13 protein-coding genes are annotated in these 14,158 nt (G+C 66.9%); 6 read left to right on the top strand and 7 right to left on the bottom strand.

What is annotated here, in order from left to right; genetic code table 11:
- Window positions 1–132: 132 nt before the first annotated feature.
- From KJ554_15535 to KJ554_15510, 6 genes are all read right to left on the bottom strand, one after another.
- Window positions 133–1,089 (bottom strand): glycosyltransferase, encoded by a 957-nt coding sequence (locus KJ554_15535; GenBank protein MBU0743743.1) that lies wholly within the window; start codon window positions 1,087–1,089, stop codon window positions 133–135.
- 26 nt (window positions 1,090–1,115) lie between these two features.
- A complete protein-coding gene (locus KJ554_15530; protein MBU0743742.1) occupies window positions 1,116–1,937 on the bottom strand; it encodes a rhomboid family intramembrane serine protease in 822 nt (273 codons plus the stop codon).
- A 134-nt stretch (window positions 1,938–2,071) separates the two neighbouring features.
- Window positions 2,072–3,427: a hypothetical protein gene (locus tag KJ554_15525; protein MBU0743741.1), complete on the bottom strand. Its 1,356-nt coding sequence runs from the start codon at window positions 3,425–3,427 to the stop codon at window positions 2,072–2,074.
- 15 nt (window positions 3,428–3,442) lie between these two features.
- A complete protein-coding gene (locus KJ554_15520; protein ID MBU0743740.1) occupies window positions 3,443–4,783 on the bottom strand; it encodes a porin in 1,341 nt (446 codons plus the stop codon).
- A gap of 199 nt (window positions 4,784–4,982) precedes the next feature.
- Entirely contained in the window at window positions 4,983–6,746 is a 1,764-nt protein-coding gene (gene ccsA / locus KJ554_15515; protein MBU0743739.1) for a cytochrome c biogenesis protein CcsA, read from the bottom strand.
- Window positions 6,743–8,104, bottom strand: coding sequence for a cytochrome c biogenesis protein ResB (locus KJ554_15510; protein MBU0743738.1), 1,362 nt, complete (start codon window positions 8,102–8,104; stop codon window positions 6,743–6,745). The genes ccsA and KJ554_15510 overlap by 4 nt, the downstream gene beginning before the upstream one ends.
- 580 nt (window positions 8,105–8,684) lie before the next feature.
- On the opposite strand from KJ554_15510, the gene KJ554_15505 reads away from it, so the two are divergent.
- Window positions 8,685–9,128 (top strand): Rrf2 family transcriptional regulator, encoded by a 444-nt coding sequence (locus KJ554_15505; GenBank protein MBU0743737.1) that lies wholly within the window; start codon window positions 8,685–8,687, stop codon window positions 9,126–9,128.
- Window positions 9,109–10,203 (top strand): 4Fe-4S binding protein, encoded by a 1,095-nt coding sequence (locus tag KJ554_15500; GenBank protein ID MBU0743736.1) that lies wholly within the window; start codon window positions 9,109–9,111, stop codon window positions 10,201–10,203. Before KJ554_15505 ends, KJ554_15500 begins: the two co-directional genes overlap by 20 nt.
- 6 nt (window positions 10,204–10,209) lie before the next feature.
- On the opposite strand, the gene KJ554_15495 is transcribed toward KJ554_15500, so the two are convergent.
- Window positions 10,210–11,016, bottom strand: coding sequence for a ferredoxin--NADP reductase (locus KJ554_15495; protein ID MBU0743735.1), 807 nt, complete (start codon window positions 11,014–11,016; stop codon window positions 10,210–10,212).
- 228 nt (window positions 11,017–11,244) lie between these two features.
- Between KJ554_15495 and KJ554_15490 the strand changes: the two genes are divergently transcribed.
- The 4 genes from KJ554_15490 to KJ554_15475 all read left to right on the top strand — a co-directional run.
- Window positions 11,245–11,685, top strand: coding sequence for an Rrf2 family transcriptional regulator (locus KJ554_15490; protein MBU0743734.1), 441 nt, complete (start codon window positions 11,245–11,247; stop codon window positions 11,683–11,685).
- A 44-nt stretch (window positions 11,686–11,729) separates the two neighbouring features.
- A complete protein-coding gene (gene sufC, locus KJ554_15485; GenBank protein MBU0743733.1) occupies window positions 11,730–12,506 on the top strand; it encodes a Fe-S cluster assembly ATPase SufC in 777 nt (258 codons plus the stop codon).
- Window positions 12,503–13,921 (top strand): Fe-S cluster assembly protein SufB, encoded by a 1,419-nt coding sequence (sufB, locus tag KJ554_15480; protein ID MBU0743732.1) that lies wholly within the window; start codon window positions 12,503–12,505, stop codon window positions 13,919–13,921. Before sufC ends, sufB begins: the two co-directional genes overlap by 4 nt.
- Window positions 13,914–14,158 (top strand): hypothetical protein (locus tag KJ554_15475; protein MBU0743731.1); only part of this gene is annotated, 245 nt, incomplete at its 3' end. The genes sufB and KJ554_15475, both read left to right, overlap by 8 nt.

Here is a 14,158-nt window from a genome sequence, read left to right as displayed (position 1 = left end):
CGTCGGCGATGCGCCGAAGCGCCCTCGCCGCCGCGGCCGGCGCGGCGGGCGCGGACGTTCCCGATCATCCGCCGCCCAGAAAAGGGACAGCTGAGTCCCGTTCCTCACGGCTCCGCGCGACGCAGAGGGGTCTCAGGACGGGGGATCCGCGCGGATCTCGCCGCGGAACTGCATGGCGGCGACGCGCAGGAAGTCGTGGGCCAGGGCGGCGTGCCGCGCCCGGTTCGACGGCTGCAGCAGCGCCATCAGCCGTCGCGCGGCGCCCTTCAGCCCGTATTCGAGCAGTTGCGCCAGGCGATAGGCCGGTACCCACCGCGCGCCCCTGTGCTTGGCCAGAAACCGGCGGTAGCTCTTCTGGAACTGGGCCAGGGCGAAGTCGCCGGACCGGGCTGCGGCGCGGCCTTCCAGGTGCTTCACCCGCGCCCGGGGCTCCAGGTAGATCCCGTAGCCGGCGTCTCGGGCGCGCAGGCACCAGTCCGTCTCCTCGAAGTACATGAAGAAGCGCTCGTCCAGGGGGCCGACGCGCTCCAGGGCCCCGCGGTTCATCATCAGGCAGGCGCCGACCACGTACTCCACCCGGTAGGATTCAGCGGCGGAGACCGGCAGGCGCGCCGTGGACTGCGTGCGCAGCGGGGCCGGCAGCCAGCGACGGCCGGGATCGATCAGCGAGAGCAGGTGGTAACGCAGGCGGGGAGCCGTGCCCCAGGACAGGGTCGGCGCGCCCGCGGCGTCGGTCAGCACGGGGCCGACCGCTGCGGCGTCGGGCGTGGCGTCCAGGAAGCGCACGAGCGTCTTTAGGGCGCCCGGTTCGCAGACGGTGTCGGGATTGAGCAGCAGGATACAGCGGCCGCGGGCGCGCGGCAGGGCCAGGTTGTTGCCGCGCGCGAAGCCCAGGTTGCCGCCGGACTCGATCAGGGTCGCGTGGGGATATGCGTCCCGCACCATGGCGGCGGATCCGTCGGACGAGGCGTTGTCCACGACGAGCACCTCGCGGGACAGTCCGCCGCAGGCCGCCGGCAGCGCTGCGAGACACGCGCGCAGGGGTTCACACGTGTTCCAGTTGACGATGATCACCGAGAGATCGCACATGGCGGGTCAACCCCGATCACCTCGGGTCAGTGTTTCCGGCTGGCGCGTCTCAGCGCCTCCTGCTCCGCGGGCGTCAGGCTGTCCAGACCCTCGCGGGAGATCTTCTCCAGGATCCGGTCCACTTCGACGCGCACGACCGGATCGCGGTCCTGCTCGTCGTCGACCACGCGGAAGCGCGAGTCGGCCTTGCGCCGGCGTCTTCCGCGCCGCAGGCCGTCCAGCCATTTCTTGCCGCCGCGCAGGTAGAGGTAGCCGAAGAGCAGGCCGCCCAGGTGGGCCAGGTGTCCCACGCTGTCGGCCCGCCAGATGGCCATGAGCTCGAACAGGCCGATCCCCAGCACGAACCACTTGACCTTGACCGGGATCAGGAACCAGAGCATCACCCGACGCTCCGGGAAGAGCAGGCCGTAGGCCATGAGCAGCCCGAAGCAGGCGCCCGAGGCGCCGATCAGCGGTGCGTAGGCCGCGGCGGGCTCGATCAGGGGCATCAGCAGGAAATAGACGAGCCCGGCGCCGATGCCGGCGACGAAGTAGTACTGCAGGAAACCCCGCCGCCCCCACAACGCGTCGAGCTCGGAGCCGAACATCCACAGGATGAACATGTTCCAGAAGATGTGCATGAAGTTCAGGTGCAGGAACATGTAGGTGGCGAACTGCCACACGTGCAGCCCGGCGAGGGCCTTGCGGGGGACCAGTCCGAAAAAGTGGTCGAACCAGACGCGGGCCGCCGACTGGCCGAGCATGAACTGCAGCACGAACACCGAGATGTTGGCGGCGAGCAGGACCTTGACGGTCGGCGTGAGCGACGGTCCGAAACCGCCCAGCGTCGTGCGGTAGCCTTGGCGCAACGAACTGCCTCCTGAGGGTCGTCGATTTGACGACGAGACCTTACATGAGATGGTCGAGGATGGCACGCGCTTATTGTACGCAGAGGGCGGGGATCCGGGTCCCCGCCCTCGCGTTCATCCGCCCTGCACGCCGATCAGCGGAACACGGCGTCCATGGCGGCGGCGGCCCGCGAGTCGAGCAGGGGGCCGCCCTGCTTTGGCAGCATGTCGTAGGTCGGATCCCACGTGATGTCGCCGATGTCGATCTGCGGCAATGCCGTGCCCAGCGCGCCGTTGATGACCGCACTGAAACCGTTGGCCACCAGGGCATAGCCGCGGTTGTTGGGGTGGATGCCGTCCAGCGAGAAATAGGTCGTCGCCGCGGCCGTCTCGATGCCCAGCGTGCCCACGAGGGCCAGGAAATGGGCCGCTTCGGTGTTCGGGTCGAGGCCGGCCAGCACGGTGTTGGCGTCGTAGAGCCAGACGTTGTCCCGCGCGGCCACGGCCGCCGCGATGGCGGCGTTGAACTCGGTCACGGCCGTGTCGACCACGCCGACTTCCCCGGCGTCGAGCGTCCACTCCGGCGGCAAGGGCACCGGTCCGCCCGCGGCGAGGTAGCCCAGGGCGGGGAAGCGCACGTAGACGGCGGTCTCCTCGGTGGGGATCGGGTTGCCGGCCATGACGTCGAACAGCGCCTTGGGCACGAAGTACGGGGCGCTGGCGATGCCGGGCACGTTGCCCACGAAGATCGCCGGCTCGTAGCCGTAGCGATCCGTCACACCAACGGTCAGGCCGTCCAGGATGTCCGTGAACATGGCGTTGAACTCTGCCGTCGGCGTGATGTTGATGCCGACCTCGGGCTCGCCGCCGGTGGCGCCGCCCAGGATGTCGTTGTTGCCGATCCAGCAGGTGATCAGCTTCGGACCCAGGGCGATGGCCTGGTTGATCATGGACACGTCGCCGAAGGACGGATTGCGCAGGATGAAATCGAAGTAGGAGTTGCCCGGCGACTGGCTGGAGCCCGAGCCCAGCGCGCTGGTGACGTCCAGGGTGGTCGCCCCGGGCACGCCCAGGTTGTTGTAGGGCACCGGCCACGCGGCGGCCAGCAGCAGTGTCGACTGGACGTCGGCCAGGGCCGTCGTGCCGGCGAGGGAGATGCCCGCGCCGTCGAAGTGCAGCACGCCGGCCACCAGCGACGGGTCGCCCGTGCTCGAGCTGCCGATGCCGGGGAAGGCGATCAGCGGCTGCTGGAAGGTGTAGGCCTTGGCGCCCATCACCGAGGCGAGCAGTTGCGGGTAGCTGTTGACCTGTCCGTTCGTCACCAGGCCGGCGTCCATGAAACCGGACGTCAGGCTGTTGCCGATGGCCACGTAGTTGGCGAAGTATTCGGCGCCTTCCGGTTGCTCCACGTCGGCGAGGGTCGCCGGATCGGGAGTATCGAGGCTGCAGCCCGCCGCCAGGAGGGCCAGCAGGGCCACGCCGCCGAGCAATGTCTTGGTGAGCTTGGTCATGGCAGACCTCCTTTCCTAGAAGCGGTAGCTGATGCCGACGCCGAAGATGTCGGCATAGGAATCGTAGGTTCCTGCGGGATTGGGGTACGGGCCTTCGCCGTACTCCGCTTCGTCTTCGGGGAAGACGACCTGTGCGCCGTCCACCACGTTGGTGCGCTCCTCGAAGTTCACGCCCATGTAGGTGCCGGTCAGCGTCAGCCGCTCGTTCAAGCGGTACTGGACGCCGAGGCTGAAGTCGTCGCGGTTGGCGTCGGGGAGCAGTGGGCTCATGGACTCGACCGGCTGCGGCGACTTGTCGCGCACGTAGCCGCCCATCAGCGTCAGCTTGTCGTCGACGTCGTACGAGGCGCCGAGGCGCAGCTGCCAGACGTCCTCGTAGGATTCGGGGATGGTCTCGTTGAGGTCATCGCTGCCGAAGTCCAGGGCCAACTCGTCGAAGTGGCCCCAGCCGAAGTGGACCGCGTCGAATTCCACGCGGGCCTGCTCGGTCAGCTGGTAGGACGCGGCGAGGCTGAGGATGTGGGGCAGCTTCAGTTCGGTGCTGCCGGTGTGCTTGTTGCCGCCGAGGCCGGCGATCATGTTGTCGACGGCGCCCGCCAGGGCGTCCGGCGCGATGTTCGTCAGCTCGAGGTTGCCCTCCTCGATGGACAGCGTCTTCTGGTGGTGGTACATGACGCCGAAGGTCAGCTTCTCGTTGGCCTTGATCATGGCGCCCGCCGAGGGCGTGAAGTTCAGCTTGCTGTCGCCGTCGATCGAGACGTCGATCACGTCGGTGGGCGCGTTGTTGCCGCCGAAGACGGTCAGCATGCGGCGCTTGAGCTCGATCTTGGTGTAGCCGACGTCCACGCCGAAGGACAGCGCCACGTCCTCGTTCACCCTCCACGCGACCACGGGGGAGACATAGATGGTGGCCAGATCCACGTTGTAGCTGACCGCGCGCCCGATCCAGTCGTCGGGATCGGACCATTCCACGCCCAGACCGAAGGGCGTGTAGAGGCCTATGCCGTACGTGAGTTCGCCGTCGTTCCTGTAGAAGTAGGCTCCGGGGATCGGGAATATCTGATCGGTCGTCTTGCCGCTGGCGTAGGTGCCGTCCGGCTGGAGGGCGCCCGTGAACTCGGCTGCGGGGATGATCGGCATCAGGTTCAGGTCGAGCGCCGAGCCTTCGAGAAAGGCGAGCCCGGCCGGATTGTAGAAGATCGCCGAGCCGTCGTCGGCCGTCGCGGTGAACGCGCCGCCGAGGGCGGTCGCCCGGGCGCCGGCTTCATAGATGTTGAAGCCCGCGCCCAGCGCGGCACCAGCCCCGAGCAGGTAAACGGCCCCCGCGAGTAGGAGCAGTCTCTTGGTCCCTTCCATCGCGCCTCCTTCTGCTTGCGCTGCCGAGCGCGATGGCGCCCGGTGGTAGGTGTGAATGACACGGTCCCGATACGATTCCAGTTCGGTTGCCGCACCCTACCACAGATATGCGATGTCATGAAATTGGTTTTTCCGGTGCCTGATATACCAAGGGGCCCCGCATCTTAGATGCGAAGCCCCCTGCGTCGATATTGTCGTATCAACTCTCCCTGGGCTCCCAGTCGCGGGTCCGGTCGACGAGCCAGGCCAGGACGATCAGCGCGAGCATGCCGGCCGAGATGATGTAGACCCAGCCCGGCACGCTGGCCGCGTCGCCCTGGGCGTAGGAATGCAGGCCGCTGAGGAAGTAGTTGACGCCGAAGTAGGTCATCACCACCGAGGCGATGCCCGCGAAGCTGCCGGCGGCCAGCAGCAGGGGGCGGTTCAGGCTCGGCAGCCAGCGGAAGTGGATCACCACCGCGTAGACCAGGATCGTCACCAGGCTCCAGGTCTCCTTGGGATCCCAGCCCCAGTAGCGCCCCCACGACTCGTTGGCCCAGACGCCGCCCAGGAAAGTGCCGATGCTCAGCAACCCCAGCCCGGTCACCAGCACCCGGAACTGCAGGCGGTCCAGCTGGAGGATGGCGTCGCGGACGGACGTGCGGCCGGGACCCTTGAGCAGGTAGAGCAACAGGGTCAGGGCTCCCAGCAGCGAACCGAGGCCCAGGAAACCGTAGCTGCCGGTGATGACCGTGACGTGGATGTTGAGCCAGTAGGAGGCCAGCACGGGCACCAGCGGGCCGATGGCCGGGTCGAAGGTCGAGAGCATGGCCACCGAGAGGACCACCGTGGTCAGCATGGCCGATACGGCGGCCGAGGAACCGCGCCGGTCGCGGAACTCGAAGATCACGCCGGCGATGGCCGTGGCCAGGGCGATGAAGATGAGCGATTCGTAGCCGTTGCTCAGCGGGGCCCGGCCCGAGGCGATCCAGCGCAGCACGAAGGCGAAGAGGTGGAAGGCCGCGGCGGCCCAGTAGACCAGGATGCCGAGGAGGTAGAGCGGATGGCGCCAGGGAAAGGCTGCGCCGCCCCGCCGTCCGATGCTCCAGAAGAAGGCCACGATCAGTATCAGGAAGGCGATCAGGTAGGGCATGGTGACGTTGCGGAAGGGATGCTTGTCGTTGAGCCACAGCTCCGCCCGCAGCGAGGCCCCCGAGGGCAACACGGACGCGCCGTACGTCTCCTGCAGGCGGTGCACGTCCTGCAGAGCGGCGGCGATGCGCGCGTTGTCCATGTCGCGCAGCGCGGAGACAAGCGCGTCCGCGACCTCGGCGACCTCGGCCCCGAGGTCCAGCTCCCGAACGTCGTTGAAGTCGGCCCAGGCGTGGTTGGGATCGCCCGGGATCGGGAAGATCCGCAGGCCGCCGCCGTTGATCACGTTCCAGAAGATGTTGAAGCGCTCGTCGAACTTCAGGAGCTTGCGCTGGGTCTTGGAGCGTTCGGCGTCGGGTGTGCGCAGGGCTTCGCGCACGGCGTCTCCCAGCACGTACTGGTTGCCGTCGATCAGGCTGGACGCGCTCACCCAGGCGGCCTTGCCGGGGGAGCCGAAGTGGGCCTCGCCCCTGTCCTCGGGGATGCCGAGCAGCGCCTTGACGCCGGGGTGCTTCGCGTAGATCAGGTCGTGGTCGTACCAGAAGGCGGGGTTGGTCAGCCAGCTGAAGTAGAGGTCCTGCGGATCCCAGCCCTCGAAATGTTCCCGCTTGGTGATCTTCATGACGATCTCGCGCGCGTGGGTATCGACGGGTTTCATGCGTCCGCGGAAGTCCTGCATGGCGAGGGTGCGCGTCAGCCCGCGGTTCGACGCGTCCAGGTAGTTGAACCGGGGCGTGTTATCGTGGCCGCGGGTCTGGGCCGTCGCCGCGGGTGCGCAGGCCAGGATGGCCAGGGCGGCCGCGGCCAGGGCCGGGGCGATGAGGTTTTTCATGCCGCGCTCCTTTCGCGCTCGTCCTTGCGCACCGGCCAGATGAGGTCGCGGGCCAGGATCATCAGGAAGCCGAGGGCCAGCAGCGTGTAGCCCAGGTAGGTCGGGACCTTGCCTGGGTCGTAGTTGACCGAGAGGACGGTGCCGAGCTCGTCCGGATCGTAGGACGACTGGAAGTGCTTGTAGCCGCGGTGGGACAGCGGGTGGTTCATGTAGATGCGCACCGGCCGGCCGTCGATGCCCCGGTCCGCGTCGTAGAGGCGCACGTGGCTCTCGTAACTGGCGGGGTTGCGGCTGCCCGGATAGTTGAGCAGCAGGAAGTCGTCCAGGTGGATCGAGTAGGGCAGATCGATCACCACCGAACCCAGGCGCAGGATCGCCTCGGTGTCGCCGATCCGCACCGTCTCTTCGCGCTCGTCGTCCTTGACGACGATGGTCTCGACGCGGGCGCCGCTCGCGTCGACCACGGAGATGCGGGCGGCCGACGGGGCGCGCTCGTCCTGGCTGAGCGCCGGCTGGAGCTGGACGTGCGGCAGCGCCTCGTTCAGCATGAAGGCCAAACCGCCGCCTTCGCTGCGGTAGACTAGCGCAGTCTCCAGGGGAAACGGGCGGCCCGCCGGCAGATCGACGGCCGCGGACACGTCGTCCATGCCCATCGACGCCAGAGGCTGGGTGGATCGCGCGACCAGGGTTCCCCCGGCGTCGCGGCCGATGGTCAGCCCGCGATCCAGCTGATAGAGGACGTCCAGGGCAGGGAAATCCTCCTCGGCGCCGCCGTGACCCATGGAGAAGTCGGGGTGGTAGGCGAAGAGGATCTTCTCGCCCTCGCGGCCGTCCGGCGCGGCGATCGCCACGCGGATCATGGGATTGCCGAGGTCACCCTCGTAGCTCGTGCCGCCGCCCACCTTGAAGTCGGACTGGAACTCGGTGATCGTGAAGGTCCAGCCGGCGCTGGCAAAGGTTGCAGGCAAGGTGTCGGGCACGTCGCAGCGGGTTGTTTCGCCGTCGACATGGACGCGCACGGTCCCCCAGCGCGCGCCGTCCGCGGCCGCGGGCAGCGGCCCCTCCACGTAACGCATCCGTACGCCGCCGGGGGAGCGAGCCTCGCCGTCCAGCAGGAACAGTTCCTCGGGGCCGGACTCGCCGATCACCACCAGGCGCAGGGCCGCCGGTCCGGTGTCCGCGGCCTGCAGCCTCTGCGCGAAATGCGGCCAGTACTCCTCGACAGATACCCGGTAGTCTCGGCCCCCGGCCGTCAGGGTGCGGCCGGGGCCGGGGTCGCCCGGCCTGTACAGGCGCACGGGGAAGGATTGCAGATCGCCGTCCACCTCGAGCTGCACGTGGGGTTCGCGGGAATACATGTGGTCCACCGCTTGATTCTCGCGGATGGGCATGACGCCCTCGTAGCCGAAGTACCGTGTCACGGCGGCCGCGAGCAGGATCCAGACGATGGCCGCGTGGACCAGCACCGAACCGTACTGGCGGGGCCGGTAGGGTGCCCGGGCGAAGAGCACCAGCAGGAGATTCAGGATCAGCAGACCCAGGACGGCCTCGAACCAGCGCGCGTTGTACACCAGGTCGCGGGCACCCACGGCGCCGTACTGCGATTCGAGGAATGTCGCCTTGGCGATGGCGAACGCGAAGATCACCAGCAGGGCGATGCTGAGCTTCAGCGACCCCAGGGCCCTGAGCAGGGGAAATCGTAAGAAGGCTCGCACGTTCACCGTCCGTGTTTTTTGGGGTTGCATGGGGCGTATCTGGAAATGGAACCGGTCGGCCGGGAGCCGCCAGGCGCGTCCGACCATGATAACCAATATCTGCAGATGAACAAGATGGCTCTTGTAGACATTCCCACACGGATCTTGACGAGCGAAGACGAAACAATTATCAATTGGTATAGAATTGGCTCGTGATCGGATCCCGACCGGGAGGGTGATCGGAATGTTCAAGACCGAGACGCGCTACGCGCTGCACGCCGTCACCGTGCTGGCCAGGTCCGAGGGGCTCGTGCGCAACTCGGAGCTGGCGGCGCACCTGAACATCTCCCTGCCCATGGTGGCGAAGATCCAGAACCGCCTGGTCCAGGCCGGCCTGGTCGTCAGCCGCCCTGGTCCCGGCGGAGGCTACGCCCTGGCCCGCCCGGCGGCCGACATCCGTCTGCGGGAGGTCGTGGCCCCCACCGAGGGGGAGAACTGGGGGCATGGCTGCCTCCTGGGCCTGCCGCGCTGCGACGACGAGAATCCCTGCGCCATGCACCCCGCCTGGTTGAAGCTGCGCACCCACATCCTGGCCATGTTGAACGATCGCACGGTCGCCGAGATGGCCGCCGGCACCGTCGAGATCGACCTGCGCGTCGAAGGATCACATGAACTTCCGCAAGCTTGATCCCGCCGAGCGTCTCGCCCGCATCAGGCGCCATACGCTCGTCTTCCGGTCTCGTCAGCGGCGGCCGCTGTTCGTCCGTCAGGCCGTGCAATTCGTCACGCTGGCGGTGGTGATCGTGATCGGGCTGCAGTTCGCGCACTGGGTGGACGGCCTGATGCGCGGCGTCGGCGGCGGCGTGCGTCCGCCCGGCGTCGAGGGTTTCCTGCCGATCTCCGCCCTGATCAGCCTGCGTCACTGGCTGCTCAGCGGCTCATACTCCATGATCCATCCCGCCGCCCTGGCGATCTTCGGCCTGGCCTGTCTCGCGGCCCTCCTCCTGAAGAAGGCCTTCTGCTCCTGGCTCTGCCCCGTGGGCACGGTCGCCGAGTACCTGGCCCGCATGTCCCACATGGTGCTGCGCCGCCGCCTCAAGCTGCCGGTCTGGCTGGACCGCTCCCTGCGCTCCTTGAAGTACCTGCTGGCAACCTACTTCGTCCTTGCGGTCTTCGTGCAGATGGCGCCGCGGGATGTCGCGATCTTCCTGGATTCCCCCTACAACAAGGTCGCCGACATCAAGATGCTGCTCTTTTTCACGCAGATGTCGCCACTGACCGCCAATGTGCTCGCGGCCCTGGTGGCGCTGTCCTGCCTGATTCCCTACTTCTGGTGCCGATATCTCTGCCCCTACGGCGCGATCCTGGGACTGCTGTCACTGCTTTCCCCGTTGAAGGTCGAGCGCAGGATCCCGGACTGCACGGCTTGCGGCCGGTGTGCCGCGGTCTGCCCCGCATTCCTGGACGTGGACCGCAAGACGCGCGTCGCCGACGCCGAATGCACCGGTTGCCTGGAATGCGTGGCCCAGTGTCCCGCCCCCGAGGCGCTGGTAGTGCGCGCGGGTCGCCGCAGGGTCCGTCCGGTGGTCTTCGCGGCCGCGGTCCTGCTGGTGTTCTTCGGCGGTATCGGCGTGGCCAAGCTGGCGGGTCGGTGGCGCACCGAGATCTCACAGGGGGAATACCTGCGCCGTGCACAGGAACTGGACGGCCCCAAGTACCACCACGCCCGCGGCCAGGTGCCGGCATACGGTCCGGACGATTGATCCGGTCTACCAGTATTTCTCCACGAAGATGCTCCCCGGCTGTTTGCGCGTGTGTTCGCGGTATCCCCGCGCCTCGAGCCAGCCCATCAACTCCGTGATCATGTCGGGATTGCCGCAGAGGAAGACCTTGATCCGCTCCGGATCGAAGGGCGTTCCCAGCAGGCCTTCGATCGCGTCGTCGGTGAACAGGGACGTGACGCGGCCCGTGAGCCCCGGCCAGGGGGGCTCCTCGCCGTCGGGGCGGCTGACCATGGGGACGTAGCGGAAGTTCTCGTGCCGCGACGCCAGCGCGGCCATGTCCCGGCTGTAGCCCAGGTCCCAGCTGTGGCGCGCGCCGTGGATGACCAGCGTCCTATGCGACGTCTCGAAGTCGTATTGGGAGCGCAGCATCGAGACGTACGGCGCGAGGCCGGTGCCGGTGGCCACGAAGACCAGGTCGTTCCCCTGTGGCACGTCGCTGAGCGTGAACATGCCGACGATCTTCTTGCCCAGGAATACGCGATCGCCCTGCCGCAGGGCGAACAGGCGCGGCGTCAGGGCGCCGCCGGCGACCAGGGCGACGTAGAACTCCAGGTATTCCTTCTGCACGCTGCCGGAGGCCACCGAGTAGGCGCGCCGGATGAGCTTGGCAGGGTCCGGTGGCGGGTCTTCGGGATCAGCGACGGCGACCCGGGGCGCCGTCGGCGGCAAGCCGAGGACCGCGTATTGTCCGGCCCTGAAATCCGGGACGGGGAAATCGGGTTTCACGCGCATGATCAGCAGGCCGTGGGTCACCTCGCTGCGGTGCATGACCGTGGCATTGAGTTCATTCATATGGTCGCACTCCCGATCAGGTTGCCAAGCGGGACCTCTGGCTGTGAGGATCTTGCTCCTCATAATAAGGCGGATAGGGAGCCGGGCAAGAACTGTTTGGCACCGCGGTTTGCAACATTAATCAGGACAGCAAGTTGAGCCGGCGGGAAAGTTCACCTATTAAACTTGACAAAAGTATATATGTATATAAATTATTCAGACAGGTAGACCTCGGACGGGAGATGTTTCATGAAGATCATGAAGACCGATGAACAGGCCCTGCGCATCACCGCGTGCCTCGCGCGCAACGGCGGCCAGATGACGCAGGCCGAGATCGTGGGGGCGGAGCGCCTGCCGCAGCCGACGGTCACGAAGCTTTTGTCGCAGCTCAGACGGGGCGGCGTCGTGCAGACAGTCCGGGGACGACACGGCGGTTACGAACTGGCGCGGCCGTCGAACGAGATAACGGTCGCCGATGTGATGAAGTCGCTGGGACGTCCCCTGCTGGTGGGCAGCGCATGCTCGCCGGACGACCCGCTGGACGTCGTCTGCCCGCACGTGGGCGATTGCGGTCTGCGCTCGGTCTGGCGGAGCCTCGCCGTCCGCATCACCCGGGTGCTGGAGGGAACCAGCCTGGCCGATCTCAGCGGCGAAACCTGCGCCATCGAGGAAAAACTCCTGGAACTGTGAGTCATACCGGCGCCGCCGGCGCCGTTTAATAAGAGGAGAAAGACATGAGCACTCCGGACAAGACGGTCTTCGCCTGCAGGGGACTGCGGGCCGGCATAGACGGCAAGGAGATCGTCAAGGGTGTGGATCTGGAGATCCGCGCCGGTGAGAAACACGCCCTGATGGGACCCAACGGATCGGGAAAATCCACTCTGGCCGCCGCTCTCATGGGCCATCCCAGCTATGCCGTACAGGGCGAGATCTGGCTCGACGGACGCCGCGTGGACGAGCTGGAGCCGCACGAACGTGCGCGGCTCGGCATGTTCCTCGGTTTCCAGTACCCGGTCGCGGTCCCCGGCGTCTCGGTCGCCAACTTCCTGCGGGCGTCGCTGTCCGCGCGCCGCGGCCAGGACATTCCGGTGCGCGAGTTCCGCAAGGAGATGATGGCCGCCTTCGATGAGCTGGACGTGCCCCGCGAGTTCGTTTCGCGCTATCTGAACGACGGGTTCAGCGGCGGCGAGAAGAAGCGCCTGGAGATCCTGCAGATGCTCATGCTCCGGCCCTCGTTCGCCCTGCTCGACGAGACCGATTCCGGCCTGGACATCGACGCGCTCAAGGTGGTCTCCAAGGGCGTCAACACGGCGTCGACCGGTGAGACCGGCGTGCTGCTGGTGACCCACTACCAGCGCATCCTCAACTACATCAGGCCGGATGTCGTGCACGTCTTCATGGACGGCGCCATCGTCCGTTCCGGTGGTCCCGAACTGGCCCAGGAACTCGAGGAACGTGGCTACGACTGGCTGGGGAAACACGACGTCGTCAGCGAAGGGAGCGCAGCATGAATACCCCCCAGAATGTGCTGAGCATCAACCAGAACTACGCCGAGCGCTACGGCTTCCACGATCCCGAGGACTACTTCCTCAAGGCGCCCAAGGGCATCGACCACGAACTGGTCGAGATGATCTCGCTCAAGAAGGGCGAGCCCCAGTGGATGCGCGATGTGCGCCACAAGGCACTGGACGTCTTCTTCGAGAAGCCCATGCCCCGCTGGGGCAACTCCAGGCTGCTCGGCGAGATCGACTTCGACAACATCCACTACTACATCAAGCCCAAGGGCGAGCAGGCCAACAACTGGGACGACGTGCACGACGACATCAAGCGGACCTTCGACCGCCTCGGCGTGCCCGAAGCCGAGCGCAAGTTCCTGGCCGGCGTCACCGCCCAGTACGAGAGCGAGGTCGTCTATCACTCGATCCGGGAGGATCTGGAGCAGCAGGGCGTCCTGTTCTGTGACATGGACTCGGGGCTGCGTCTCCATCCCGAGATCGTCAAGCGGTACTTCGGGACCATCATCCCGACCCGTGACAACAAGTTCGCGGCGCTGAACACGGCCGCATGGTCCGGCGGCTCGTTCATCTACGTGCCAAAGAACATCAGGGTGGACATCCCCCTGCAGGCCTACTTCCGCATCAATGCCGAGAACATGGGGCAGTTCGAGCGCACCCTGATCATCGCCGACGAGGGCAGCAGCGTACACTACATCGAGGGCTGCACGGCGCCGACCTACTCGTCGGACTCCCTGCATTCGGCCGTCGTGGAGCTGGTCGCCATGAAGGGCGCGCACATCCGCTACACGACGATCCAGAACTGGTCCACCAACGTGTTGAACCTCGTGACCAAGCGGGCCCACGCCTACGAGGACGCGGTGGTCGAATGGGTGGACGGCAACCTCGGTTCGAAGCTGACCATGAAGTACCCGTCGATCGTGCTCAAAGGCGAGCGCGCCCACGGCGAGGTCCTATCCATCGCCTTCGCGGGGCACGGACAGCATCAGGACGCCGGCGCCAAGATGGTCCATGCGGCTCCCAACACCACGTCGCGCATCGTCAGCAAGAGCATCAGCAAGGACGACGGTCGCTCCTCCTACCGTGGGCTCGTGAAGATGGCCCGGGGCAGCCACGGCTGTCGGACCAGCGTGGAATGCGACGCGCTGCTCATCGGCGAGCATGCCCGCTCGGACACCTACCCGACCATGGACATCGCCGAGGCCGACGTGCACGTCGAGCACGAGGCCCGCGTCTCGAAGGTCGGGGAGGAACAGCTCTTCTACCTGCAGTGCCGCGGCCTCGACGCGGACAAGGCCCGGCTGATGATCGTCAACGGCTTCATCGAGCCGTTCGTGAAGGAACTGCCCATGGAGTACGCCGTGGAGCTGAACAGGCTGATCGAGCTGGAGATGGAGGGTTCCGTTGGCTGACACCGATCGCAAGCCCGATGCCACGATGTCGATTCCCGACGAGGCGAAGGTCGGTGAAGTCTCGCGCCTGCTGGGCGAGAGCGGGGATCTGCGGGACGCGCGCCTGTCGGCGTACCGCTCTCTCGCCGTGGCGACCCTGCCCGACAGGGTGCAGCACCTGTGGCGCTTCACCAACCCGGCGCATCTGCTGCCGGGCGATCCGGCCGCCGCCGCAGCAGCCGCGTGGCCCGTCGCCGT

Source organism: bacterium (assembly GCA_018814885.1).
Taxonomy (GTDB): domain Bacteria; phylum Krumholzibacteriota; class Krumholzibacteriia; order LZORAL124-64-63; family LZORAL124-64-63; genus JAHIYU01.
The sequence above is the reverse complement of the archived record's forward strand: the minus strand, read 5'-3'. Positions and strand labels throughout refer to the sequence as shown.